Source organism: Pseudonocardia halophobica (assembly GCF_027922425.1).
GTDB classification, from domain to species: domain Bacteria; phylum Actinomycetota; class Actinomycetes; order Mycobacteriales; family Pseudonocardiaceae; genus Pseudonocardia; species Pseudonocardia halophobica.
In genome coordinates this window covers 159,701-183,956 of sequence record NZ_BSFQ01000011.1, presented here as the reverse complement: position 1 = coordinate 183,956, position 24,256 = coordinate 159,701, and the positions used below count along the sequence as shown (strand labels likewise).

At 74.1% G+C, this 24,256-nt stretch carries 27 protein-coding genes; 19 read left to right on the top strand and 8 right to left on the bottom strand.

Annotated elements, in window-relative coordinates; genetic code table 11:
- Positions 1 to 7: 7 nt before the first annotated feature.
- Both PKE99_RS15775 and PKE99_RS15770 read right to left on the bottom strand, forming a co-directional pair.
- Positions 8 to 262 carry a hypothetical protein gene (locus PKE99_RS15775; protein ID WP_156067560.1) on the bottom strand — a complete coding sequence of 85 codons (255 nt, stop codon included), beginning with the start codon at positions 260 to 262 and terminating at the stop codon, positions 8 to 10.
- Positions 263 to 277: 15 nt separating this feature from the next.
- Positions 278 to 778: a DUF1269 domain-containing protein gene (locus PKE99_RS15770; protein ID WP_037045359.1), complete on the bottom strand. Its 501-nt coding sequence runs from the start codon at positions 776 to 778 to the stop codon at positions 278 to 280.
- Positions 779 to 882: 104 nt separating this feature from the next.
- Between PKE99_RS15770 and PKE99_RS15765 the strand changes: the two genes are divergently transcribed.
- The 6 genes from PKE99_RS15765 (at position 883) to PKE99_RS15740 (ending at position 5,897) form a co-directional block, all read left to right on the top strand.
- On the top strand, positions 883 to 1,893 hold the full coding sequence (locus tag PKE99_RS15765) for an aldo/keto reductase family protein (protein WP_037045357.1): 1,011 nt from the start codon (positions 883 to 885) through the stop codon (positions 1,891 to 1,893).
- A complete protein-coding gene (locus tag PKE99_RS15760; protein ID WP_037045355.1) occupies positions 1,893 to 2,672 on the top strand; it encodes an SDR family oxidoreductase in 780 nt (259 codons plus the stop codon). The genes PKE99_RS15765 and PKE99_RS15760 overlap by 1 nt, the downstream gene beginning before the upstream one ends.
- Positions 2,673 to 2,719: 47 nt before the next feature.
- Complete coding sequence (locus PKE99_RS15755; protein ID WP_037045468.1) at positions 2,720 to 3,382, top strand: NADPH-dependent F420 reductase; 663 nt, start codon at positions 2,720 to 2,722, stop codon at positions 3,380 to 3,382.
- Between the two features lie 181 nt (positions 3,383 to 3,563).
- Positions 3,564 to 4,007 carry a histone-like nucleoid-structuring protein Lsr2 gene (locus PKE99_RS15750; RefSeq protein ID WP_063739747.1) on the top strand — a complete coding sequence of 148 codons (444 nt, stop codon included), beginning with the start codon at positions 3,564 to 3,566 and terminating at the stop codon, positions 4,005 to 4,007.
- Between the two features lie 124 nt (positions 4,008 to 4,131).
- Positions 4,132 to 5,181: an NAD-dependent epimerase/dehydratase family protein gene (locus tag PKE99_RS15745; RefSeq protein ID WP_037045349.1), complete on the top strand. Its 1,050-nt coding sequence runs from the start codon at positions 4,132 to 4,134 to the stop codon at positions 5,179 to 5,181.
- Positions 5,178 to 5,897 carry a DUF1990 family protein gene (locus PKE99_RS15740; RefSeq protein WP_051737365.1) on the top strand — a complete coding sequence of 240 codons (720 nt, stop codon included), beginning with the start codon at positions 5,178 to 5,180 and terminating at the stop codon, positions 5,895 to 5,897. The genes PKE99_RS15745 and PKE99_RS15740 overlap by 4 nt, the downstream gene beginning before the upstream one ends.
- Before the next feature lie 21 nt (positions 5,898 to 5,918).
- Here PKE99_RS15740 and PKE99_RS15735 read toward each other — a convergent pair whose 3' ends face one another.
- A complete protein-coding gene (locus PKE99_RS15735; protein WP_037045348.1) occupies positions 5,919 to 6,773 on the bottom strand; it encodes an SDR family oxidoreductase in 855 nt (284 codons plus the stop codon).
- Positions 6,774 to 6,861: 88 nt separating this feature from the next.
- Here PKE99_RS15735 and PKE99_RS15730 point away from each other — a divergent pair, with 88 nt between their 5' ends.
- Complete coding sequence (locus tag PKE99_RS15730; protein WP_081924103.1) at positions 6,862 to 7,272, top strand: winged helix-turn-helix transcriptional regulator; 411 nt, start codon at positions 6,862 to 6,864, stop codon at positions 7,270 to 7,272.
- Between the two features lie 7 nt (positions 7,273 to 7,279).
- Here the strand turns inward: PKE99_RS15730 and PKE99_RS15725 are convergent, their stop codons facing one another.
- The gene (locus PKE99_RS15725; protein WP_081924102.1) at positions 7,280 to 9,643 is read right to left on the bottom strand and encodes an ATP-binding protein; all 2,364 of its coding nucleotides are present in this window, start codon (positions 9,641 to 9,643) and stop codon (positions 7,280 to 7,282) included.
- Positions 9,644 to 9,900: 257 nt separating this feature from the next.
- On the opposite strand from PKE99_RS15725, the gene PKE99_RS15720 reads away from it, so the two are divergent.
- Both PKE99_RS15720 and PKE99_RS15715 read left to right on the top strand, forming a co-directional pair.
- The gene (locus PKE99_RS15720; protein ID WP_231498195.1) at positions 9,901 to 11,610 is read left to right on the top strand and encodes a flavin-containing monooxygenase; all 1,710 of its coding nucleotides are present in this window, start codon (positions 9,901 to 9,903) and stop codon (positions 11,608 to 11,610) included.
- An 11-nt stretch (positions 11,611 to 11,621) separates the two neighbouring features.
- A complete protein-coding gene (locus tag PKE99_RS15715; protein ID WP_037045346.1) occupies positions 11,622 to 12,542 on the top strand; it encodes an alpha/beta hydrolase in 921 nt (306 codons plus the stop codon).
- 73 nt (positions 12,543 to 12,615) lie between these two features.
- Here the strand turns inward: PKE99_RS15715 and PKE99_RS15710 are convergent, their stop codons facing one another.
- On the bottom strand, positions 12,616 to 13,446 hold the full coding sequence (locus PKE99_RS15710; RefSeq protein ID WP_051737364.1) for an IclR family transcriptional regulator domain-containing protein: 831 nt from the start codon (positions 13,444 to 13,446) through the stop codon (positions 12,616 to 12,618).
- 128 nt (positions 13,447 to 13,574) lie between these two features.
- On the opposite strand from PKE99_RS15710, the gene PKE99_RS15705 reads away from it, so the two are divergent.
- The 7 genes from PKE99_RS15705 to PKE99_RS15675 all read left to right on the top strand — a co-directional run bounded on the left by PKE99_RS15705 (position 13,575) and on the right by PKE99_RS15675 (position 20,302).
- Positions 13,575 to 14,138: a flavin reductase family protein gene (locus PKE99_RS15705; protein WP_037045342.1), complete on the top strand. Its 564-nt coding sequence runs from the start codon at positions 13,575 to 13,577 to the stop codon at positions 14,136 to 14,138.
- 48 nt (positions 14,139 to 14,186) lie between these two features.
- Positions 14,187 to 15,761, top strand: coding sequence for a 4-hydroxyphenylacetate 3-hydroxylase family protein (locus tag PKE99_RS15700; protein ID WP_037045341.1), 1,575 nt, complete (start codon positions 14,187 to 14,189; stop codon positions 15,759 to 15,761).
- A 3-nt stretch (positions 15,762 to 15,764) separates the two neighbouring features.
- Positions 15,765 to 16,616, top strand: a complete 852-nt coding sequence (gene catA / locus PKE99_RS15695) for a catechol 1,2-dioxygenase (protein ID WP_037045340.1) — start codon at positions 15,765 to 15,767, stop codon at positions 16,614 to 16,616.
- A gap of 77 nt (positions 16,617 to 16,693) precedes the next feature.
- Positions 16,694 to 17,500, top strand: a complete 807-nt coding sequence (locus tag PKE99_RS15690; protein ID WP_081924101.1) for an adenylyltransferase/cytidyltransferase family protein — start codon at positions 16,694 to 16,696, stop codon at positions 17,498 to 17,500.
- A gap of 68 nt (positions 17,501 to 17,568) precedes the next feature.
- The gene (locus tag PKE99_RS15685) at positions 17,569 to 18,585 is read left to right on the top strand and encodes a permease (RefSeq protein ID WP_051737363.1); all 1,017 of its coding nucleotides are present in this window, start codon (positions 17,569 to 17,571) and stop codon (positions 18,583 to 18,585) included.
- Positions 18,582 to 19,379, top strand: a complete 798-nt coding sequence (locus PKE99_RS15680; protein ID WP_051737362.1) for a TIGR03943 family putative permease subunit — start codon at positions 18,582 to 18,584, stop codon at positions 19,377 to 19,379. The genes PKE99_RS15685 and PKE99_RS15680 overlap by 4 nt, the downstream gene beginning before the upstream one ends.
- Before the next feature lie 101 nt (positions 19,380 to 19,480).
- Positions 19,481 to 20,302 (top strand): DUF1707 SHOCT-like domain-containing protein, encoded by an 822-nt coding sequence (locus PKE99_RS15675; protein ID WP_051737361.1) that lies wholly within the window; start codon positions 19,481 to 19,483, stop codon positions 20,300 to 20,302.
- A gap of 40 nt (positions 20,303 to 20,342) precedes the next feature.
- Here the strand turns inward: PKE99_RS15675 and PKE99_RS15670 are convergent, their stop codons facing one another.
- A complete protein-coding gene (locus PKE99_RS15670) occupies positions 20,343 to 20,501 on the bottom strand; it encodes a hypothetical protein (RefSeq protein ID WP_156067558.1) in 159 nt (52 codons plus the stop codon).
- 116 nt (positions 20,502 to 20,617) lie between these two features.
- On the opposite strand from PKE99_RS15670, the gene PKE99_RS15665 reads away from it, so the two are divergent.
- The gene (locus PKE99_RS15665; protein ID WP_037045337.1) at positions 20,618 to 20,992 is read left to right on the top strand and encodes an ArsR/SmtB family transcription factor; all 375 of its coding nucleotides are present in this window, start codon (positions 20,618 to 20,620) and stop codon (positions 20,990 to 20,992) included.
- Entirely contained in the window at positions 20,979 to 21,446 is a 468-nt protein-coding gene (locus PKE99_RS15660) for an SRPBCC family protein (protein WP_051737360.1), read from the top strand. The genes PKE99_RS15665 and PKE99_RS15660 overlap by 14 nt, the downstream gene beginning before the upstream one ends.
- Here the strand turns inward: PKE99_RS15660 and PKE99_RS15655 are convergent.
- Entirely contained in the window at positions 21,431 to 21,697 is a 267-nt protein-coding gene (locus PKE99_RS15655; protein ID WP_051737359.1) for a hypothetical protein, read from the bottom strand. The two genes, PKE99_RS15660 and PKE99_RS15655, sit on opposite strands and share 16 nt — an antisense overlap.
- Positions 21,698 to 21,825: 128 nt before the next feature.
- Between PKE99_RS15655 and PKE99_RS15650 the strand changes: the two genes are divergently transcribed.
- The gene (locus tag PKE99_RS15650; protein ID WP_037045448.1) at positions 21,826 to 22,698 is read left to right on the top strand and encodes an NmrA family NAD(P)-binding protein; all 873 of its coding nucleotides are present in this window, start codon (positions 21,826 to 21,828) and stop codon (positions 22,696 to 22,698) included.
- A gap of 2 nt (positions 22,699 to 22,700) precedes the next feature.
- Here PKE99_RS15650 and PKE99_RS15645 read toward each other — a convergent pair whose 3' ends face one another.
- Complete coding sequence (locus PKE99_RS15645) at positions 22,701 to 24,254, bottom strand: AMP-binding protein (RefSeq protein ID WP_269322986.1); 1,554 nt, start codon at positions 24,252 to 24,254, stop codon at positions 22,701 to 22,703.
- Positions 24,255 to 24,256 lie beyond the last annotated feature (2 nt).

Here is a 24,256-nt window from a genome sequence, read left to right as displayed (position 1 = left end):
CCTCCCGTCAGTCCACGAACCAGATCTCGGCCAGGTCGGCCGCGACCAGGCCGCGCTCGGCGGCGATCCGCTCCAGCGCCTCGGCGAGCGTCGAGGAGAGGACCACCACCGTCTCCGTGAGGCCGGGTTCACCGGCCTCGGCCAGCACCGCGGCGGCCACGGCACGGGCGCGTTCCGTGCCCTGCTCGGCGTTGACGTCGTCCGACAGCACGGCCAGGACCGCCTCGAACGCCCACGCCCGGGCCCGCGGAGGGGAGGCCACGCCGAGCACCCCGTCTCAGACGGTCTCGTGCTCCTCGGCGAAGACCTCCCGCAGCTTCTGCTCCTGCTCGTTCGAGAGGTTCGTCGAGATCAGCTCGGCCTGCGTGCCGCGGAACTCGTCCAGCACCTTGTCCTGCACGACGCGGGAGGTCATGAGGAACAGCGCCGACGTGCCCGGCGTGACCTTCTCGCGGACCTCCTTGATGAACCGGTCGTCGATGCCGACGTCGGACATCGAGCCCGCCAGGGCACCCATGGCCGCACCGACCGCCATGCCCAGCAGCGGGACGAAGAACAGCAGCCCGAACAGCAGGCCCCAGAAGCTGCCGCCCAGCGCGCCGGCGCCGGACATGCTGTGCAGCTGCTCGGTCTTCGGCTTCTTGCGGTTCTCGGGCCAGGTCACGACGGCCGCGTCCTCGAGCGTCAGCAGCTCCTGCTTCTGCAGCCGCTCGACCAAATCCAGCGCGTTCCGGGCGCCGCCCGGGTCGTCGAACTTCCAGACGGTCAGGGTCGCCATGGATCCGCCTCTCCTCGATGTCGTCGGGAGACCGACTGTCGTGGCCACCGCCGGTGCGGACCTCACCCGACGGGGGCGAACCTCGGCGGGTGCACGATGGGGCCATGCACTTCCGCTACCTCGGCCGCTCCGGCATGCAGATCTCCGAGATCACGTACGGCAACTGGCTGACGCACGGTTCGCAGGTGGAGAACGACGTCGCGACGCAGTGCGTGCGCGCCGCCCTCGAGCACGGGATCACCAGCTTCGACACGGCCGACGTCTACGCCAACGGCCGGGCCGAGGAGGTGCTGGGGGCCGCGCTGAAGGGCGAGCGACGCGAGTCGCTGGAGATCTTCACCAAGGTCTACTGGCCGGTGGGGCCGCGCGGGAAGAACGACCAGGGGCTGTCCCGCAAGCACGTCCTCGAGGGCATCGACGGCAGCCTGCGCCGGCTCGGGACGGACTACGTCGACCTCTACCAGGCGCACCGCTACGACATGTTCACCCCGCTCGAGGAGACGATGCAGGCGTTCGCCGACGTCGTGCGGGCGGGCAAGGCGCTCTACATCGGCGTCAGCGAGTGGACGGCCGACCAGATCCGCCGCGCCCACGCCCTGGCCGTCGACCTCGGGATCTCCCTGGTCTCCAGCCAGCCGCAGTACTCGATGCTGTGGCGGATCGTCGAGGACGAGGTCGTGCCCACCTCCGAGGAGCTGGGGATCGGGCAGATCGTGTGGTCGCCGATCGCGCAGGGCGTGCTCACCGGCAAGTACCAGCCCGGCGAGGCGTGGCCCGAGGGCTCGCGCGCCACGGACGAGAAGGGCGGCGGCGACGCGATCAAGCGGTTCCTCGCCGACGACACCCTCGCCCGCGTGCAGAAGCTGCGGCCGGTCGCCGGCGACCTCGGGCTGACGATGGCCCAGCTCGCCGTGGCGTGGGTGCTGCAGAACCGCAACGTCTCCGCCGCCCTGGTCGGCGCCTCCCGGCCCGAGCAGGTGGAGGAGAACGTGAAGGCCGCGGGCGTGCGCATCCCGGCCGACGCGATGGCCGCGATCGACGACGTCCTCGGCGAGGCCGTCACCCGCGATCCCGCGCTCGTCGCCCGCTCCACGCCGAAGCGGCGGCCCGTCTGATGGACCTCGGGATCGCGGGCCGCACCGCCGTCGTCTGCGCCTCCACGCGGGGGTTGGGCCGGGCGTGCGCCGAGGAGCTGGCCCGGGCGGGCTGCACCGTCGTCGTGAACGGGCGGGAGCAGGCCGCCGCCGAGAAGGCCGCGGCCGAGATCGCCGCCGCGACCGGGGCCGAGGTGATCCCGGTCGGGGCGGACCTCGACACGCCCGACGGACCGGACCGGCTGCTCGCCGCGGTCGCGCAGGTCGACGTGCTGGTCAACAACAACGCCGGGCCGCCCTTCCGGGACTTCCGCGCGATCGACGAGCAGGCGCTGCTGGCCGGCGTCCGGTCCAACATGGCCACGCCGATCCGGCTGGTCCAGGCCGTCGTCGACGGGATGGTGGAGCGGCGCTTCGGCCGGATCGTCAACATCACCTCGGGCTCGGTGAAAATGCCGCTGGCCGGGCTCGACCTGTCCAGCGGCGCCCGGGCCGGCCTCACCGGGTTCCTCGCCGGCGTCGCCCGGTCGGTGGCGCACGCGAACGTCACGATCAACTTCCTGCTCCCCGGCTCCTTCGCCACCGACCGGCTCGCGGCCGGGCAGAAGGTCGCGGCCGAGCAGCAGGGCGTCACCGTGGAGGAGATCGCGGCCGACGGGCGCGCGACGATCCCCGCGCGCCGCTTCGGCGAGCCCGCGGAGTTCGGCGCCGCCTGCGCCTTCCTCTGCTCCGCGCAGGCGGGGTTCATCACGGGCCAGAGCCTGCTGATCGACGGCGGCGCCTACCCGGGAGTGCTGTAGATCACCCTCCGGGAATGGTCTCCGCGGCGGCCTCGGTTGCCGCGGACATGAGGATCGGAATCATCGGTGCGGGATACATCGGCGGCACGTTGACGCGGCGGCTCACCGCGCTCGGGCACGAGGTGCGGGTGGCGAACTCCCGCGCCCCGGAGACCCTGGCGGAGCTGGCCGCGGAGACCGGTGCGACGCCGGTGTGGGCCCGTGAGGCGGCGGCCGACGCGGACGTCGTGATCGTCAGCATCCCGCAGAAGAACACCCCTGACCTCGAGCCCGGCATCGTCTCCTCGGCGAAGCCGGGGGCTCCCGTGATCGAGACGAACAACTACTACCCGCAGCAGCGCGACGGCCGGATCGACGCGCTCGAGGACGGCACCCCGGAGAGCGTGTGGGTGGCCGGGCTGCTCGGCACGCCGGTGTACAAGGTGTTCAACGGCATCTACTGGAAGCACCTGCTGGAGCGCGGGAAGCCGCGGGGGACCGAGGGTCGGATCGCGCTGCCGATCGCGGGTGCGGACGGTCCGGGCAAGGACACCGTCTTCGCGCTCGTCGACGAGCTGGGCTTCGACCCGGTCGACGGCGGTCCGCTCGAGGAGTCGTGGCGCCAGCAGCCCGGCACCCCAGTGTACGGCAAGGACTACGACGCGGAGCGCACCCGCAGGGCACTCGCCGAGGCGACCCGCGAACGCCCGGAGGAGTTCCGCGCCGCCTGATCGCGGCCGTTCACGGGTCGCGCACATCCGCGGAACGCGCACGGAATGGCACTCGCGGTGCACGAATCACCACTCCCGCGTGACCGTCCTCGACTTTTCACCGAATCCGTGGAGAATCGGGACAACCCGCGAGTACGGCGATCGGACGTGAACGATGGCGAAGATTACGAATATCACCCTGGTGGACGACCTCGACGGCGGTCAGGCGGACGAAACGGTCACGTTCACACTGGACGGCAAGGAATTCGAGATCGACCTGAGCGCGCAGCATGCGTCGGAGCTCCGGGAGGCGTTCGCGCCGTTCGTGGGCGCCGCGCGCCGGTCCTCGTCCGGCTCCGGGCGCAGGAACTACGCGCGGGTTCCCTCCTCGCCGGGCAAGACCCGGGAGGAGAACGCCGCCATTCGGGAGTGGGCGGTCTCGGCCGGGTTCCAGGTCTCCGAGCGGGGCCGTATCCCGTCGAACGTGCTCGAGGCGTACGCGAATCGCGGCACCGCGGCCCGGGCGCCCGAAGCCGCCCCCGAACCGGCGCAGGAAGCCGCCCCGGAAGCCACTGCGGAACAGCAGGCGGAATCCGAGGCGAAGCCGAAGCGGCGCACCCGCAAGAAGGTCGCCGCGGCGAGCTGAGGAACGGCGCCCCGGGAACGCACCGAATGAAGGGCCTCCGACCGCGGGTCGGAGGCCCTTCCGCGTGCGGGGGTTGAGCGGTCCCGTACCGGTAATGCCCTTCCGGACGAGGGAAGGGAGCACGATGCCGGAACGAGCAGGAGCGCCCGAACGCACCGTGGTGGTGGTCGGCGCGTCGGGCAACGTCGGGACCGGACTGCTGCGGGTGCTGAAGGACGCGCCCGACGTGCGGGTGCGCGCGGTGTGCCGGCGCCCGCCGCCGCCCGTCCCGCCCTACGACGAGGCCGAGTGGCACGCGATCGATCTCACGACCGCGGACGCGGAGCGGCGGCTCACCGACGTGTTCACCGGCGCCGACGCCGTCGTCGACCTCGCGTGGGCCATCCAGCCGGTGCGCGACGAGGCGGCGCTGCGGCGCACGAACGTCGACGGCACCGCTGCCCTGCTGCGCGCGGTCCGGCGCTCCGGTGTCGGTCACCTGGCGTTCGCGTCGTCGCTCGGGGCCTACGCGTCGGCCCCGCAGGACCCGGCCCGGCCGGTCGACGAGAGCTGGCCGGTCACCGGGCAGCCGCGCTCCGCCTACAGCCGCGACAAGATCATCGCCGAGCGCATGCTCGACGCGTTCGAGCGGGCCAATCCCGGCGTGGCCGTCGCGCGGGTCCGCCCGACGCTGGTGGTGCAGCGCGACGCCTCACGGGAGATGGCCCGGCTCTTCCTCGGCCCGATCGTGCCGCGGGCGTTGTTCGGCCTGCTCGCCGACGGGAAGGTCCCGCTGTTCCCGGTCCCGGGCGACACCGTCCTGCAGTTCGTGCACGCCGACGATCTCGGCCGGGCGATCGTCGCGATCCTCGACCGCCGGGCGCGGGGCGCGTTCAACATCGCCGCGGACGCCCTCGACGCGCGCGAGCTCACCGCACTGATCGGTGCGCGGCCGCTCCCCGTGCCGCACGACCTGGCGCGCATCGTGATCGGCCTGCTGTTCCGGCTGCACGCGCTCGAGCTGTCCCCGGGCTGGTTCGACGTCGCCGTCCGCACCCCGGTGATGGACACCGGCCGGGCCCGGCTGGAGCTCGGCTGGGAGGCGAAGGTCGGCACCGCGGAGAACGTCCGGATCCTGCTCGACGGCCTGATCCACGACGCCACCACCCTGAGCCCCGCGCTCGCCGTCGGATGAGCGGCCTGCTCGCCGTCGTCGAGGGGCTGCGGGAGCGCGCGGTCACGGACGACCCGGGGGCGAAGGCCGGCTGGACGGTCGACGAGCACGTGCACGAGCTGGGCACCGAGCGACCGGGCGAGCCGGTGCCGGACGGGATCTGGGAGCGCGCGACGGCGCTGGTGCGGGACTACGACTTCACGCCGCCCGAGCTGTTGCGCGCGGCGTACCTGCGCGACTCGGAGCTGCTCGGCCGGGACATCCTGCTCGACGGGCGGTTCGGCCCGCTCCGCTTCCTCATGGGCGTGCGGATCACCGAGGTCGTCGACCGTGCCGACGAGGACGGCTGGCGGGTCTGGGGCTGGGCGTACGCGACGCTCGACGGGCACCTGCAGCGCGGGCAGGTGCTGTACCGGGTGGCCAAGCACCGGGCGTCCGGACGGGTCGAGTTCCGGGCGAGCGTGCGCTGGAAGCCCGATCCGCGGCTCGGCCCGGTGTTCGGGCTCGGCTGGGGCCTCTTCGGCCGGCGCAGCCAGCTGCGCTTCTACCGCCGCATCGGCGAGCGGGTGCGGGAGCGGGCGGTCCTGGAGCCGTCCGGGCGGCACACCCTGGGAACGGGCCCGCTCGTGCTGGTCCCCGGCGACGCCCGCCCGGACCCGTGGGACCACGCGCGGATCCGCGTCACCCACCCCGTCCACGGGCGGCGACTCCTGCCGCCGGCGGCCGACCGGACCTGACGACCGGCCGCCGGACGAGGTTCAGAGCGCGGCGCGCACCACGTCGGCCACCGGGGTGAGCGGGCGGCCGAGCAGCTCGGGCAGGTCGGTGCTCTCGATGTCGAGGTCCCCGCGGGCGATGCTCTCGTCGAGCGCGACGACGAACCCGGCCGTGCCCTCGTCGAGCCCGGCGCCGGTGAGGATGCCGGTCAGCTCGGCGGGAGCCACCGGCCGGTACTCGACCTCCCGGCCGCTGACCTCGCTGATCGTGGCCGCGAGCTCCTTGAACGTGAACGGCGTGCCGGCCAGCTCGTAGGTCCGGCCGGCGTGACCCTCGCCGGTCAGCACGGCCGCGGCGGCCTCGGCGTAGTCGCGGCGGGCGGCCCCGGAGACCCGGCCCTCCCCGGCGGCGGCGACGATCGCGCCGCGGGAGAGGTAGTCGGCGAGCTGCGCGGTGTAGTTCTCGACGTACCAGTTGTTGCGCAGCAGCGTGTGCGGCACGCCCGAGGCGGCCAGCAGCTCCTCGGTGGCCTTGTGCTCGGGCGCCAGCGGGCTGCCGGTGGTGTCGGCGCGCGTGATGCCGGTGTACGCGATCAGCCCAACGCCGGCCTCCTTGGCCGCGTCGATCACGTTGCCGTGCTGCTCGATCCGCTGGCCGACCTCGTTGCCCGAGACCAGCAGCAGCCGGTCGACGCCGGCGAACGCGGCCCGCAGCGTCTCCGGCTGGGTGTAGTCGGCCGTCCGGACCTGGACGCCGCGGGCGGCGAGCGCCGCCGCCCTGCCCGCGTCCCGGACGACCGCGACGACGTCCCCGGCCGGGACGCCCTTCTCGAGCAGGGCCTCGATCGCCAGAGCGCCGAGGTGGCCGGTCGCTCCCGTGACTGCGTAGGTGGTCATGTGCCGTCGCCTCCTGAGTGGTGTCAGCTTCGACCGTACTAACTATTCGTAAGCGCAGTTGTTCCCGTCAGCGCGGTATTCTGCGAGCGTGACGACACGAGCCCCGGACCCGGCGCCCGCCTGCGCCCCGTCCGACGAGCTCGTGACCACGGTCTTCGCCCGCCACTGCGCGTCGCGCACGGCGCTGGAGGAGATCGGCAGCAAGTGGGGCATCCTCGCTCTACTGGCCCTCGGCGAGGGCGCCTACCGCTTCAACGCCCTGCGCCGCCGGGTCGACGGCGTGAGCGAGCGGATGCTGTCCCAGACCCTGCAGACCCTCGAGCGGGACGGGCTGGTCACCCGCGAGGTGCACAGCACGATCCCGCCCCGGGTCGAGTACTCGCTCACCGGACTCGGCGAGAAGGTGGCCGACAGCCTGCGCGGGCTCGCGGACCTGCTCGAGGGGTCCGTCGCGGAGATGTCCGCCGCCCGCGAGCGCTACGACGCCCGCGGCGACTGAACGCCGGTCAGGAACCCGCCCGGGCGGCCGAGGCAGCGAGCCACGAGGCGATCTGGGTGCGGGAGGTGAAGTCCAGCTTCCGCAGGATGCGCTCCACGTGCCCGTCGACCGTGCGCGGGGAGATGGTGAGCTCGCGGGCGATCGCCTTGTTGCTCAGCCCTGCCGCGATCAGCCCGGCGATCTCGTTCTCCCGCGAGGTCAGCGGCGAGGCGGTCGGGCCCGGATCGACCCGCTCCCGGTCGGGCCCGCGCACCCCCAGCTCGATCCCGAGCCGCACGGCCTCCTGCAGACCGACCCGGTCGTACCGGGCACGGAGCTCCGCCGCCCGCGCCTCGCCCAGCTCGCGGCCCACCAGCCTGGCATGACGCCGGCCCTCCGCACTGGCGTGCGGCCCGAAGGCGTCGAGCGACGTACCGAGGCGTCGCCACACCGAGCCCGAGATGCCGGACAGCGCCGCGGCGTCGGCCGCCCGCCCCCGGGCCGCCACGATCCACGAGCACACCTCGATGCAGAGCGCGGTGCACACGCCGTCGCGGAAGTCCTGCTCGATCCGCATGGTTTCGGCGACGGCCTCCTCGGCGCGCGGCAGGTCGCCGAGGTGCAGGTGGCTGATCGCGGAGACCCAGTGGGCGTACCCGCGGTTCCACGACTCGCCGTCCGCCGACGCCCGGTCGACCACCGCCGCGCAGGTCCGCAGCGCCTCCGCCGGACGACCGCCGTAGGCCTGGGCCATCGCCAGCTGGAAGGCCGCGGTGAGTGCGGAGCCGACGTCGCCGACCTCGCGGTGGATCGCGATCGCGCGGTCGTAGAGCCGGGCGGCCGCCGGCAGGTCGCCCTCGAACAGGTCGAGCAGGGCCCGCCAGTGCGACGCGTGCCCCTGCATGGCGCGGTCCGGGAGGGCGTCCGCGATCCCGGCGCACTCGGCCAGGTACGTCCGCGCGACGGCCCGGTCGCCCTGGATCAGCGCGACCCACGCAGCGGCCCACAGCGCGTGGCCGCGTTCGGGCAGGCCCGGGTCGAGCCGGTCGAGGAGGCGTTCCAGCCAGCGCCGTCCGTACGTCAGGAAGCCGCCCGCGATCCAGTGGTAGCGCAGCAGCACGGCCAGCCGGGCGCCCGCGGGCGCCTCACCGGGGGTGTCGACGGACCAGGCGAGCGCGGCGATGAGGTTGGGGTGGTCCTCGCGCAACCGCGCCAGGTCGTCGGCCTGGTGCGGGCCGCACCAGCGCTCCACGAAGGCGCCGGCCCGGTCGATGAAGTGGTCGCGGTGCCGGCGCCGGACGACACCCTCCTCGCCCGAGTCCGCGAGCAGTTCCGCGCCGTACTCGCGCAGGGTGACGAACTGGCGGTAGCGCAGCCGCTCCCCGTCCCGGTCGGCGACCACGACCGACTTGCCGACGAGCCCGTCGATCGCGTCGAGCAGCCGGTCCGCCGTCAGCTCCCCGAACCCGCACACCCCCTCCACGGTCTCCAGGTCCACCGGCGCCGGGAACACCGAGAGCCGGGCCCACAGCAGCCGTTCGTCCGGGCCGCACAGGTCGTGGCTCCAGTCGATCAGCGCGCGCAGCGACCGCTGCCGCGGGTCGACAGCGGGGTCCGAGCCCGCGAGCCGGGGGAAGCGCCGGTCGAGCCGCTCCACGACCTGCGACACCGACAGCGACCGCAGCCGGACGGCCGCGAGCTCGATCGCGAGCGGCAGCCCGTCGAGCCGCCGGCACAGGGCGACGACGGCGGCCCGGTTCTCGGGGGTCACCGCGAAGTCCGGGAGCACCGCCCGGGCCCGGTCGACCAGCAGACGCACCGCCGGGACGTGCTCCAGGGCGGAGTCGCCCTCGGCGTCGGCCTCCCCGGGGACGGCCAGCGGCGCGAGCAGGTGCACCTGCTCGCCACGGACGCCCAGGGGTTCCCGGCTGGTGGCGAGCACGGTGAGCCCGGGCAGCGCGTCGAGCAGCCGGACGATCAGCAGCGCGCTGGCCTCGAGCTGGTGCTCGCAGTTGTCCACCACGAGCAGCGCCGTCGCCCCCGAGAGGTGGTCGACGACCCGGTCGACGGCGTCACGGTTGGACTGGTCGGGCACCCCGAGCGCGGTGGCGGCGGCCGGGGCCACCTGCGTCGGGTCGGTGACGCTGGCGAGCTCCACCACCAGCACGCCGTCGGGAAAGTCCGCAGCCTCGGCGACGGCGAGGGCAGTGCGGGTCTTGCCGACCCCGCCGGGCCCGGTGACGGTGACCAGGCGTCCGGCGTGCAGCTCGGCGTGCAGCCGGTCCACCGCCTGCCGGCGGCCGACGAAGCTGGTCAGCCGTGTGACCGCGGCCCGCAGGCCCCGCCCCGGGGGTGCGGCGGGACCACGTCCGTCCCCGGTGACGTCCGCCATGACGCCTCCTGACCGTCGTGCCGAGGGGATCACGAGCATCGCACGGACACCCTCCCGGGTGGACACACCCGCGCCCGGACGGGTGCACCCGAGTGGCCACCCCATCGCCCGGACCGGCGGAGTGGGGTGGTCTCGCCCTGTCGCGCCGCCGGCCCGCCCGGCCACTCTCGGTGGTAGCGCTCACCCCGTCCCACCAGCGCCTTCGCGCCCGGTGGACGGGGGCGCCCACCCGAACCCATCCAAGGAGGCTGGATCCCGTGGTGACTTCCCCTGCCCCGGACACGCGCGACGCAATCGTCGTCGGAGCCGGGTTCGCCGGCCTGTACGCGGTGCACGTCCTGCGCGACGACCTGGGGCTCGACGTGCTCGCGTTCGACGCCGCCGGCGACGTCGGCGGCACGTGGTACTGGAACCGCTACCCCGGCGCCCGCGTGGACATCGAGAGCGTCCACTACTCGTACTCGTTCGACGACGACCTCCAGCAGGAGTGGCACTGGAGCGAGCGGTTCTGCGCCCAGCCGGAGATCCTGCGCTACCTCGAGCACGTGGCCGAGCGCTTCGACCTGCGCCGCAGCATCCGGTTCCGGACCCGGATCACCTCGCTCACCTGGGACGACGCTGCGTCGCTGTGGACCGCCACCACCGCCACCGGCGAGGCCCACCGCGCCCGGTACGTGATCTCCGGCGCCGGCACGCTCTCCGTCCCGAAGAAGCCCGAGTTCCCGGGGATCGAGGACTTCGCCGGCGAGGTGTACTCGACCGGCCACTGGCCGCACGAGGAGGTCTCCTTCGCGGGCAAGCGGGTCGGGATCGTCGGGGTCGGCTCCTCGGGCATCCAGGCCATCAGCGAGATCGCGAAGACCGCCGGGCACCTGACCGTGCTGCAGCGCACCCCCAACTACGCGACCCCCATCGGCAACCACCCGACGGACCCGGCGCAGGAGGCCGCGGAGAAGGCCGGCTACGCCGCGATCCGCGCCGCCTCCCGCAACCACTTCCTCGGCGTCCCGTACTCGGACGCGCAGCCCTCGGCCCTGGCCGTGACGCCCGAGGAGCGCCGGCGGGTGTTCGACGACCGGTGGGACCGCGGCGGGTTCCGCCTGTTCATCGACTCCTTCGGCGACATCCTGTTCGACCGGGCGGCCAACGACACGGTCGCGGGATACATCCGGGACCGCATCCACGAGCGCGTCGACGACCCGGCGGTCGCCGACCTGCTCGCCCCCGAGGGCTACCCGTACGGCACGAAGCGGCCTCCGCTGGAGACCGACTACTACGAGGCCTACAACCGGCCCACGGTCAGCCTCGTCGACGTCCGCGCGAACCCGATCGACGCCGTCACCCCGCGCGGGGTCCGGCTCGCCGACGGCACCGAGCACGAGTTCGACATCCTCGTCCTGGCCACCGGGTTCGACGCCTGCACCGGGCCGCTGCTCGCGATGGGCGTCACCGGCCGGGACGGGCTGCGCCTCGCCGACCACTGGGCCGACGGGCCCCGGACCTACCTCGGTCTGATGGCCTCCGGCTTCCCCAACCTCTTCATGATCACCGGCCCGCAGAGCCCGTCGGTCCTCTACAACATGCCGCTCGCGATCGAGGACCACATCGACTTCACCGCCGACGCCCTCCGGCACCTGCGCGCGACAGGGCGGGACGTCGTCGAGCCCACGGCCGAGGCGGAGGACGAGTGGGTCGCCCACACCGAGGAGCTGGCCCGGGCGACGCTCCTGCCCGACTCCCCCACCTCCTGGTACATGGGCCGCAACGTGCCGGGGAAGCCGCGCCGGGTCCTCGTCTACCTGGGCGGGGCGCCGGCCTACCGCGCGAGGTGCGACGAGGTCGTCGCCCGGGGGTACGAGGGGTTCCGGCTGTCCGCCGGCTCCGACCACCCCGCCGACGACACCGCCGACGACACCGCCGACCACACCGCCGACCGCACCGCCGACCGCGCGGTCGCGCAGGCCTGAGGGGACCGACCATGCCTCTCGACCCCGCCGTCGCCGCCCTGCTCGACGGGCTCGCCCGCACCGGCTTCCGCTCCTTCGAGACGGTCGGGGTGGACGCCACCCGGCAGGCCGTCGCCTCGTTCACGACACTGCAGAAGCCGCCGCGCGAGGTCGCGGCCGTCGCCGACGTGGCGTACGGCCCCGATCCCGCCCACCGCGCCCGGGTCTACGTGCCGCCGGGCACCGGGCCGTTCCCCGTGGTGGTGCACGCCCACGGCGGCGGGTTCGTCGCCGGCGGCCTCGACGTCGTCGACGAACCCGCCCGCGCCCTCGCCCTCGACGCCGCGGCCGTGGTCGTTCCGGTGACCTACCGACGCGCCCCCGAGGCGCGGTTCCCCGCGGCGCACGACGACGTCGTGGCGGCCCTGCGCTGGACCGCGAAGGAGATCTCCGCCCACGGTGGCGATCCCGACCGGATCGCGGTCATGGGCGACAGCGCCGGCGCGAACCTCGCCGCGGCGGCGGTCTCGAGGGCACGCGACGACGGCGAGCCCTCGGTGCGCTCCCAGGTGCTGCTGTACCCGTTGGTCTCCCCGACCGCCGACACGGCGTCGCGGCGCGAGTTCGCCGAGGGCTACCTGATCCACCTCGATGCGCTCGCCTGGTTCGGCGCGCAGTACGTGCGCGGAGCCGAGGATCTCACCGACCCGCGGCTGGCCCTCGACGCCGGCGACCTCGCCGGGCTGCCGCCGACGCTGGTCGTGACCGCCGAGTTCGACACGCTGCGGGACGAGGGTGAGGCATTCGCGGCGCAGCTGCGGGAAGCCGGGGTCCCGGTCACCGCCCGCCGGGTCGACGGGCTCGTGCACGCCCTCTACTGGGCCTCCGCCGCCGTGCCGCGCAGCGCCGAGATCCACGCCGCGGCAGTCGACCACCTGCGGGCGACGCTGTGACCCCGGCCGCGGTGAAGGGAATCGGTGGATCGCCCCCCGTCGAAGGGGCTTCGGCTGCGGGGCCGTGGGGTTCTCAGAAGAACCCGTCGCGCACGACGGGCGGGGTGCGCGGGGACCAGCCCAGCTCCGTCGAGATCGCGGTGGCGGTCTCGACCAGCAGCGGCACCGTCTCCTCGCGCAGCCGCTCCGGCGCGAGCCGGCCGGCGGACGTCGAGGAGGCCAGGGCCGCGACCACGGCGCCCGTCCGGTCCCGCACCGGCGCCGACGCGGAGAGCAGCCCCTCCTCCAGCTCGCCGTCGACGATCGACCAGCCCTGCTCGCGGACCTCGGACAGCGCCATCCGCAGCTCGGCCGGGTCGGTGATCGTCCGCGAGGTGTGGGCGCGCAGCGGCGCCTCCTCGAGGAAGCGGGTGATGCGGGCCGGACCCGCCCACGCGAGCAGCACCCGGCCCATGGACGTGGCGTGGGCCGGCACGCGGGAGCCGACCGCCACGTTGATGTTCATGATCCGGCGCACCGGCACGCGCGCGACGTACACGGCGTCGAACTCGTCGAGCTCGGCCAGCGAGGCGGACTCGCCGGTGCGCTCGGCGAGCCGGAGCAGGTGCGGCTGGGCGAGCTCGATGCGGGCGTTGGTGGCGGTGTAGTGCTGCCCGATGGTGAGCACCCGCGGGGTCAGTGACCAGCGGGTCCCGTGGTTCTCGACGTAGCCGAGCCGCTGCAGCGTGAGCAGCAGGCGGCGCACGGCGGGCCGGGAGAGACCGGTCTTGGCGGCGAGCTCGGCGAGGGTCGGCGTGGTCATCTCCTCGTCGAAGGCGAGCAGGACCGCGAAGCCCCGTTCGAGGCTCTGGACGTAGTCCCGCTCGCTCCCCCGCTCGGTGTCGCCGGTGCTCATCGGACCCATCCTTCCGTACCGCTCTCGGGAACGGGGGCTTGACCGCTCCGCGTGGCCTGGGGCACTCTCCAACCCGTTGAACGCAAAGCGTGCAGCTTGTACGCATAGCGTACGACCACCGCACAGGGAGGTGCGAGATGACGGTTCCGCCCCGGGAGCTGCGCAACGCCTTCGGCCGCTTCGCCACCGGCGTCACCGTGGTGACCTGCCGGAACGACGAGGGGACCCCGCACGGCGCCACGGTGAACGCCTTCACCGCGGTCTCGCTCGAGCCGGCGCTCTGCCAGGTGACGCTGACCCGGAAGTCGAAGGCGTGCGGCTACCTCGACGGGGCGCCGTTCGCGGTGAACGTGCTCGGCGCCGGCCAGCTCGACACCGCGTGGCACTTCGCCGGGCGCCCGGCCGACCCGGGTCCCGAGTGGGCCGACGGCCCCACCGCACCGGTGCTCGTCGGCTCCGCGGCGGTCTACTCCTGCCGCCCGTGGCGCACCTACGACGGCGGCGACCACCTGATCGTCGTCGGCGAGGTCGAGCACATCGCCGTCACGGACACCGATCCGCTGCTGTTCTACGCCGGCGCGTTCCGCGAGCTCGGCCCGCGCGAGACCGGCACCCACTGGGGCGGCTCGCTCGACTGCCCCGAGGCCGGCTGGTTCGACGCGAGCACCCGCTTCCTGCCCCTGCGGCCGCACGCCGCCTGATCCCGCCCGTCACGACCCGTCGTTCACCGCAGAAGAAGGGCCATATCCATGACGCTCCAGCAGGACCGCACCGCCTTCGACGCCGCGGCGCCCACCGCGACCGCTCCCATGACCGGTGACGAGTACATCTCGTCCATCCAGGACGGCCGGGAGGTGTGGGTCTACGGCGAGCGCGTGAAGGACGTGACCACCCACCCCGCCTTCCGCAACCCGGTACGGATGACCGCGCGGCTCTACGACGCCCTGCACGACCCGGCCACCCGCGACAAGCTGACGGTGCCGACCGACACCGGCAACGGCGGCGTCACCCACCCGTTCTTCCGCTCCCCGCACTCGGTCGACGACCTGCTGGCCGACCGCCGCGCCATCGAGACCTGGTCCCGGATGACCTACGGCTGGATGGGCCGCTCCCCCGACTACAAGGCCAGCTTCCTCGGCACCCTGGGCGCGAACAGCGAGTTCTACGCGCCGTTCGAGGACAACGCGCGGCGCTGGTACCAGGAGTCGCAGGAGAAGGTCCTGTACTGGAACCACGCGATCATCAACCCGCCGGTGGACCGCAACCTCCCGCCGGACGAGGTCGGCGACGTGTTCATGAAGGTGGAGAAGGAGACCGACGCCGGCCTGATCGTGTCCGGCGCGAAGGTCGTCGCCACCGGTTCGGCCATCACGAACTACAACTTCATCGCGCACTACGGGCTGCCGATCAAGAAGAAGGAGTTCGCGCTCATCTGCACGGTGCCGATGGACGCGCCGGGCATCAAGCTGATCTGCCGCACCTCCTACACCCAGCAGGCCGCGGTGATGGGCAGCCCGTTCGACTACCCGCTCTCCTCCCGCATGGACGAGAACGACACGATCTTCGTGTTCGACAAGGTCCTGGTGCCGTGGGAGAACGTCTTCCTCTACGGCGACATCGAGAAGATCAACGGCTTCTTCCCGGTCTCCGGGTTCATCCCGCGCTTCACCTTCCACGGCTGCATCCGGCTCGCCACCAAGATCGACTTCATCGCGGGCCTGCTGCTCAAGGCCCTGGAGATTACCGGCAGCAAGGACTTCCGCGGCGTGCAGACCCGCGTCGGCGAGGTGGTGGGCTGGCGCAACACGTTCTTCGCGCTCGCCGACGCCATGGCCCGCAACCCCGACGAGTGGCAGGGCGGGACGCTGCTGCCCAAGCTCGACTACGGCCTGACCTACCGGATGCTGATGATCCAGGCCTACCCGCGGATCAAGGAGATCATCGAGTCCGACGTCGCGTCCGGCCTGATCTACCTCAACTCCCACTCCATCGACTTCAAGACCCCCGAGGTCCGGCCGTACCTGGACAAGTACGTCCGCGGCTCGAACGGCTACGAGGCCGTCGACCGGGTCAAGGTCATGAAGGCGCTGTGGGACGCGGTCGGCTCGGAGTTCGGCGGCCGCCACGAGCTCTACGAGCGCAACTACTCCGGCAACCACGAGAACGTGAAGGCCGAGCTGCTCTTCGCCGCCGAGGCCCAGGGCACCACCGCGCACATGAAGGGCCTGGCCGAGCAGTGCCTGGCCGAGTACGACCTCGACGGCTGGACCGTGCCCGACCTCATCGGCAACGACGACGTCTCCTTCTTGAAGAACCGGGGCTGAGCCATGACCACCACCCAACCCTCCCCCACTGCCGCCGGCTCCGGCGCCAACGCCTCCGAGGCCTTCCGCGCCAGCAGCGAGCGCCGCGGATCGGCGGCCACCTCCACGGAGCGCGCCGACCGGCTCATCCGCCGCACCCTTGAGGCGATCCACCAGGTCATCCGCGAGGAGGAGGTGACCTACCCCGAGTTCCAGGCCGTGAAGCGCTGGCTGATGGACGTCGGCGAGGGCGGCGAGTGGCCGCTGTTCCTCGACGTGTTTATCGAGCACGAGGTCGAGAAGGTCGCCGCGAAGACCCAGCACGGCAGCTCCGGGACCATCGAGGGCCCGTACTACCTGCCCGGCCAGCAGCGGCTCGGCTCCCTCGCCACCCTGCCGATGCGCCCGGACGAGAAGGGCGAGACGCTCGTCTTCTCCGGCCGGGTCCGGGACCTCGACGGCCGCCCGCTCGCCGGCGCGGAGATCGACTTCTGGCAGGCCGACGCCGACGGCTACTACTCCGGGTTCGCGCCGCACCTGCCCGACGGCAACCTGCGCGGCGTGATCGTCACCGACGACGAGGGCCGCTTCGCGATCACCACGATCAAGCCCGCGCCGTACCGGATCCCCACGGACGGCCCGACCGGCGCGATGATCGCCGCCGCCGGCTGGCACCCGTGGCGGCCCGCGCACCTGCACCTGATGGTGCGGGCCGGCGGGCACCGCCGGATCACCACCCAGCTCTACTTCGCCGGTGGTGAGTGGCTCGACTCCGACGTCGCCTCCGCGACCAAGGACGAGCTCGTCCTCGACCCCCGGCAGCAGTCCGACGGCAGCTGGAGGACGGTCTACGACTTCGTCCTCGAGCCCGCCTGAGGTCCGTCCGATCCGGTGTCCGTCCGGCCCCGCGTGCCCGGGGCCGGGCGGGACCGCCGTCCGACAGGGAGACCGCCATGACGGTCACGCTCGAACGACCCCCGACCGGACCCGTGCCCGTGACCGAGTCCGGCGCCGGGTCCGGCGGGTACTGGCACGGCCTCGACGAGGTCCCCTGGTGGTGGGGCCGGTCCGTGGTCACCCTCGGGGTGTTCGACGGGCTGCACCGCGGCCACGCGCGGCTGCTCGACCGGGCGGTCGGGCTGGGCCGGCGTCGCCGGCTCCCGGTCGTGCTCACCACCTTCGACCCGCACCCGGCGACCGTGGCGGGGCCGGCCCGCGACACCACCACGGTCGTCACCCTGGAGCGGCGCGCCGAGCTGGCCCGCGCGCACGGCGCCGACGCCGTCCTCGTGCTGCCGTTCGACGGCGAGGTCGCCCGCACCCCGGCCGTCGACTTCGTGCGGGACGTGCTGGTCCGCGCCCTGCGCGCCACCGACGTCGTCGTCGGGGAGAACTTCCGCTTCGGGCACCGCGGGGTCGGCGACGTCCGGCTGCTCCGCCGGCTCGGTGCCCGGCACGACTTCACCGCGCACGGCGTCCCGCTGCTGCCCGGCTGCTCGTCCACCCGCGTCCGCGCGCTCGTCGCGGCGGGGGACCTCCTCGGGGCGCGGAACGTCCTCGGCCGCCCGCACCGGGTGCTCGCCCGGGCCGACGGGGCCCGGCCGGCGGTTCCCGACGGCGTGGCGTTGCCGCCCGACGGCCGCTACCGGGCCCGCGTCGGCACCACCTCGACGGTGGTGGAGGTGCGGGGACGGACGCTGCTGGTCGCGGGTCGTCCGCAGGGGACCGTCGCGGTCGACCTGCTCGAGCGGATCCCGTGACGTGAACCTCGATCCGTAACGGCTCCCGCCTTGGCCCGACAAGCAGAGGGCCCACGGAAGGGGAACGCGTGACGGAGACCCGAGCCGACGGCGGGCGCCCCGCCGGGCACCGCGACCGGGTGCGGCAGCCGCCGCCCCTGCCGGTGGTGCCGATCGTCCTGCTCGGCGTGACGGCGGCGGCGCTGGTCGGGCGGTACGCCTTCGAGCTCGTCCTCGGCACGAACGAGGCCGTGCAGACCTGGTCGACGGTGTTCGTGGCGATCGTGCTGCAGGCGGTGCCGTTCCTGGTGCTGGGCGTCATGCTGTCGGCGGCGATCTCGGCCTTCGTCCCGGAGGGCGCGCTCGCTCGCGTGCTGCCCCGCCGGCCGGCCGCCGCGGTGCCGGTCGCCGGGATCGCCGGCGGCGTGCTGCCCGGGTGCGAGTGCGCGTCCGTCCCGGTGGCGGGGCGGATGATGGCCGGAGGTGTGGCCGCGCCGGCCGCCCTGGCCTTCCTGCTCTCGGCCCCGGCGATCAACCCGATCGTCCTGGTGGCGACGGCCGTCGCCTTCCCGCAGAACCCGGAGATGGTGGTGGCGCGGGCCGTCGGCTCGCTCGCGGTGGCGCTGGTGATGGGGTGGCTGTGGTCGGCGCTGGGCCGGCCGGAGTGGCTGCGTCCCCCGCGGCCCGCGCACCGCGAGGGCGGCACCCGCGGTGAGCGCTTCCGCACCACCCTGCAGCACGACTTCCTGCACGCCGGCGGCTACCTCGCGGTCGGCGCGCTGGCCGCCGCGACCCTCAACGTCGTCGTCGACCCGGCCTGGACCGCGGGGATCGGCGGCGTCCCCGTCGTCTCGTTGCTGGTGCTGGCCCTGCTCGCCGTGGTGCTGTGCGTGTGCTCGGAGGCCGACGCCTTCGTGGTCGCCGGGCTGTCCGGGTTCTCCCTGACGGCGAAGCTCGCGTTCCTCGTCGTCGGGCCGGTGGTCGACCTCAAGCTGGTGGCGATGCAGGCGGGCACCTTCGGCCGCCGGTTCGCCCAGCACTTCGCGCCCGCGACCTTCGTGGTGGCGGTCGTGGTGAGCGCGGTCGTCGGCGGGATCCTGCTGTGAACCGGCTCGTCGCACCGATCCTGCTGTTCGTGCTCGGCGCGGTGGCGGTGCAGCTGGTCGTCTTCGGCAACCACGTCGACTACGTCCGCCCCGGGCACGGGCCGCTGCTCGCGATCGCGGGCGGGCTGCTGATGGCCGCCGGCCTGTGGGGGGTCGTCGCCGGCCTGCGTGCCGCCCCCGAGGAGTCCGCGGGGGCCGCGCGGCTGGCCCGGGCACGGGTGCACACCCGCGGCCCGCTCGCCGCGGACCGCGAGACGCTCGAACGGCTCCGCGCCGACGAGCAGGCCGAGGGGCACGACCACTCCCGGGTCCCGGGCGTCGGCTGGCTGCTGGTGCTGCCCGTGTTCCTCGTGCTGCTCGTGCCGCCGCCCGCGCTGGGCGCCTTCGCCGCGGACCGCGCCGGTGCCGAGGTCCCGCGCCCGGCGGCGGTGGCCACCGAGACCCTGGCGGGGCCCGACCCGGTCGCGGTCGAGCTGCACGACTACGCCGAGCGTGCCGCCTGGGACGACGGCCGGACGCTGGCCGGCCACACCGTCGTGCTCACCGGCTTCGTGACACCGCGCGAGGAGGGCGGCTGGTACCTGAGCCGGATGGTGATCAGCTGCTGCGCCGCCGACGCCCGCAGCTACCTCGTCGAGACGGCCGGTGCCCCGGCGGAGCGGGTGCCCGCGCGGAACTCCTGGCAGCAGGTCACGGGCACCTACACCGCGGGCGACGGCACGCACACCGCGCGGATCACCGCGCTGGAGGTCCGGCCCGTCGCCGCCCCGCAGGACCCCTACGAGCTGCCCTGATCGGCACCGACCCGGGCTGATCCGAGCCGGACCGGCGCTGACCAGCACCGACCGGCGGCCCCGGTCCGGTGTGGTGTGACCCCGGTCCTACGATCTCGGCCGTGTCCTCCCTCCGCACCCGGGCCCGCGACGCGGACCGGAACGCGCTGTGCAACGCCCTCGACGCCGCGTACGCGGAGGGGCAGATGGACGGGGCCGAGCACCGCGAGCGCACGGCCACCGCGCTGCGGGCCACCACCCTCGGCGAGCTGAAGGCGCTCGTCGCGGACCTGCAGCTCGAGCGCCCGATCGCGCTCCTGCCCCCGGACCGGCCGCAGCGCTCCCGCGGGACGCGCTGGGCCGGCGTGCTGGTCGCGCTGGCGCTGCTCGGGGTCGGGTTCGGGGTCGGGCACGCCGCGGCCCGGTCCAGCGCCCCGGCCACGGTCGCGGCCGGGGAGACCGCCGCGGCGGGCCGCCAGGTCGCCCCGGTCGTCGTCACCCCGGCCGGCCTGCACACCCCGGAGGGCTTCGGCCGCCTCGTCGACGACCTCCGCTCCCGGCTGGGCACCGCGGTCGTCGCCGATGCGACGATCTACCCGGACTACGCCGTGCTGACCGTGCCGGTCGAGGGCTCGCCGGGCCGCGCGCAGTCCTACACCTACCGCGGCGGCCTCGACGGCCCCAGCCCGGCCGGCACCCGGGACGCCGACCAGCCCGTCGTCGACCTCGCGACGATCGACGCGGCGACCGCGCTCGGGCTGGTGGCCGGGGCACCGGAGAGCCTGAAGGTGCCCGACCCGACCAGCCGCTACCTGATCATCGACGACGAGGGCACCGGCCCGCGGATCGCCGTCTACGCGTCGAACGAGTACGGCGAGACGGGCTACCTGGAGGCCCGCCCGGACGGCTCGATCGTCGCGGTCCACCCGCACGAGGCACGCTGATCCGTCCCAGACGCGACTCCGGACCGCCGTCGGCCCGGCCTCACTCCCCGCCGAACTCGGTGGCCTCCCGCTCGGCGTCGGTGCGGTCGTCGCGGCCGTCGTCGGTCGGGCGCGCGGTGCCCGGGTCGACGTCGCGGGTCGGCGCGTCGACGGGCTCGGCCGCCTCGTCGTCGCGCGGGTCGGTGTCGGGGTTCGGCACGGGTCCTCCCTGGGCGCCGGGATGGTCACGGTCGGCATCCCCGCCCGGCGACGGCCGAAACCGCGACGCGATGTGTGCACTTGCCGGTTAAGTACGTCTGCGGTTACATATCTCCCGTGGACGCGTTCGCGGTGCTGGCCGACCCCCTGCGCCGGCAGGTCGTCGAGCTCCTCGCCGAGGGCCCGGCCACGGCGGGCGACATCGCCGCCCGGTTCCCGATCACGCGCCCGGCGGTGAGCCGGCATCTGCGGGTCCTGCGGGAATCGGGGCTCGTCGAGTCCGCGGTGCGGGGCCAGCACCGCGTCTACACCCTCCGCCGCGCGGGGCTCGCCGAGCTGGACGACTGGCTCGGCAGGTTCCGCCCCCTGACCGACGACGCCCCGCCGGTCGGGCCCGCCGCGCGGCTCGACGCCCTCGACACCGAACTCCACCGCGGCCGTCGCGCCCGGCGCGCCGCCGACCCGACGGGAGAGCACCGTGGCACTGCCTGACCCCGGCGACCGCCGCACCCTGATCCTGCACCGGACGTATCCCGACCCGGTCGAGGAGGTCTGGGCGGCGCTCACCGACTCCGCCCGGCTGGCCCGCTGGTTCGGCTCCTACACCGGCACCGGCCGCGCCGGCGGCACCGTGGAGCTCACCGTGACCGGCGAGGTCGACGCGGGCGGGGCCGTGGCCGAGCCGGTCACCGTGACGATCCACGAGTGCGCGGCGCCGCACCGGCTCGCCGTCGAGGTCCCCGACGGGCCCGAGGGGCAGGCGTGGCTCATCGAGGTCGACCTCGCCCCCGCCGGCGGGGGCACGGAGCTGGTCTTCAGCCAGCGGCTGGTCCCGGGGCTCGACCCGGCGGACGTCGAGGCGGGCTGGAACTGGTACCTCGACCGGCTCGAGGCCTCCCTCCACGGCACCGAGATGCCGGACTGGAGCGCCTACGCCCCCGGCTGATGCTCGTCGACCGGGTGGACCGGCCTGGCGAGGATCTCGTCGGCGAGGCGCGGTACGAGCGCCTCGCGGTCGAAGCGGTGCCCGAAGTCGGCGTAGGCGACCAGCTCGCGATGGAGGAGCTCGCCGACGCAGCCGGGGTAGAGCCGGCGCGCGTGGTGGGCCGCGGCCCGGAAACGGCACCGGTCGTGCGGCGGGATGTCCGGGGCGGTTCCGTCGAGCCCGGCCGTCCCGGTGACCAGGCGGATCGTCATGGAGGAACTGTGCGCGTCCCGACGGGTCCCGCGCGACGGGGAGAACTACGTACACGAAACGGGCGAACGGACGTATCCGGCGCCCGTCCCTGACCGCTCCTGTCAGGGTTGGGGCGTAGCCAGTGGTCATGAGCGAACGGATCGTCGTCACCGCCCCCACCGGTCGTGTCGGGAGCCGGGTCGTGCACCTGCTGCTGCAGGCCGGGGCTCGGCCGACCCTGCTGGTCCGCGACCCGTCGCGGCTCGACCCGGTCGTGCGCGCCGCCGCCGACGTCCGGCAGGGGGACCTCACCGACCGCGCGTTCGTCCGGGAGGCCGCAGCGGGGGCGGAGGCCGCGTTCTGGCTCGACGTCACCCCGCACACCGCGGACGACCCGGTGAAGGAGTCCGCCGCGCTCGGCGAGGTGTTCGCGGCCGCAGCCCGCGAGGTCGGCCGGAACGTGTTCCTGAGCAGTGGCGGCGCCGAGCTGCGGTCCGGCGCCGGGCACATCGACGGGCTCGGGCGCATCGAGGAGCTGCTCGACGCCACCGGTGCCGCGGTGACCCACCTGCGCTGCGGCTACTTCTGCACGAACCTCCTCGCCGACGTCGACGGGCTGCGGCAGGGCGTCCTCGCCGCCGCCCGCGACCCGGAGGAGCCGATGGCGTGGGTGGACCCGCGCGACATCGGGGAGGTCGCCGCGGCGCGCCTGCTCGCGCGGGACTGGTCGGGCCGGGTCGTCCAGGGCGTGCACGGGCCTGAGGACCTCACGTACGCGCAGGTCGCGGCCGTCCTCGCCGAGGTCCTCGGCCGGCCCGTCACCTACCACCGCCTCTCCGACGACGACGTCCGCGCCGCCCTCCGCGCTGCCGGCCTCGGCGAGGGGGCGGTCGAGGGGATCGTCGGCATGACGGCCGGGACGCGGGGCCTCCGGTCCGACCCGCCCCGCACGGCGCTCACCACCACCCCCACCACCCTGGCCGAGTGGGCGCACCGCGTCCTGCGGCCGCTCGTGCAGTGAGGTCAGCCTGCCGAACGGGCGGCGTAGCGCTCCTTCAGCTCGCGCTTGAACAGCTTGCCCGTGGCCTGGCGCGGGAGCCGGTCGGCGAAGTCGAGGGCACGCGGACACTTGTACGTCGAGAGGTGCTGCCGGCACCAGGCGAGCAGCTGCTCGGCGAGCTTCGGGCCGGGAACCCGCCCCGGCTGCACCTGGACGACGGCGTGGACGACCTCCCCCATCTCGTCGTGCGGGATGCCGAACACGGCGGCGTCGGCGACGTCCGGGTGGCCGACCAGGACGTTCTCCGCCTCCTGCGGGTAGATGTTCACGCCGCCGGACAGCACCAGGTCGGACCGGCGGTCGGCGAGGAAGAGGTAGCCGTCCCGGTCGACGTGGCCGAGGTCGCCGACCGTGGTCCAGCCCCGGTCGTTGCGCGAGCCCGCGGTCTTGACCGGGTCGTTGAGGTACTCGAACTCCAGCCCGCCCTCGGACCAGATCGTGCCGACCTCGCCGGGCGGCAGTTCCGTCCCGTCGTCGTCGAGGACGTGCGGTTGCCCGACCAGCGCCCGTCCGACGGAGCCCGGGTGCGTGAGCCACTCCTCGGAGTCGATCGCGGTGAACAGGTAGTTCTCGGTCGACGAGTAGTACTCGTGCACGATCGGCCCGAGCCAGTCGATCAGTTCCCGCTTGACCTCGGCCGGACACGGGGCCGCCGCGTGCACGACGACCTGCAGCGACGACAGGTCGCGCGCCGCCCGGACCTCCGGCGGCAGCTTGAGCATCCGGATCAGCATCGTCGGCACCATCTGGGTGTGGGTCACCCGGTGCCGCTCCACGAGCTCGAGCGCGGCCGCAGCGTCGAACTTCTCCATGATCACGACCGTGCCGCCGTACCGGTGCACCGTCATGCAGAACCGCAGCGGCGCGGCGTGGTAGAGCGGGGCGGGCGAGAGGTAGACCGCCTTCTCGTCGAGCCCCCAACGGTCGTGCAGCAGGGTGGCGACACCCGGAGGGGTGCCCAGCGGGGCCAGCGGAAGGGCCGCGGCGACACCCTTCGGCCGCCCCGTCGTGCCCGAGGAGTAGAGCAGGTCGACGCCCTCCCGTTCCTCGAGGACGACCGGCGGGGCGGCGGCGACCGCCGACGCCAGCTCCTCGAACCCCTCCTCCGCGGCACCCGTGGTGAGCCGCAGCCCCACCCCGGGCGCCTCGCGCAGCGCCGACGCTGCCCGCCCGGTGTACGCCGGGCTGACGACGAGCGCACGGGCACCGGAGTCGCGGAGGATGTAGGCCGCCTCCGCCGGCTCGAGCCGGACCGGCAGCCCGACGTACCGCAGGCCGCTCCCCTGCGCCGCCCAGGCCACCGGCAGGTAGTCCGCGGTGTTCTCCATCAGGATCGCGACACAGTCGCCGTGCCGCAGCCCGCGCGACCGGAGCAGGGCGGCGATCGCCCGGGACGAGTCGACCAGCTCGCCGTAGGTCACGGTCCGACCGCTGTCGGCCATGACGTACGCCGGGCGCCCGGGATCGGTCTGCGCGATCGCGTCGGGAAAGGGTGTGTCCGAGGTGGGTGTCTGCACGG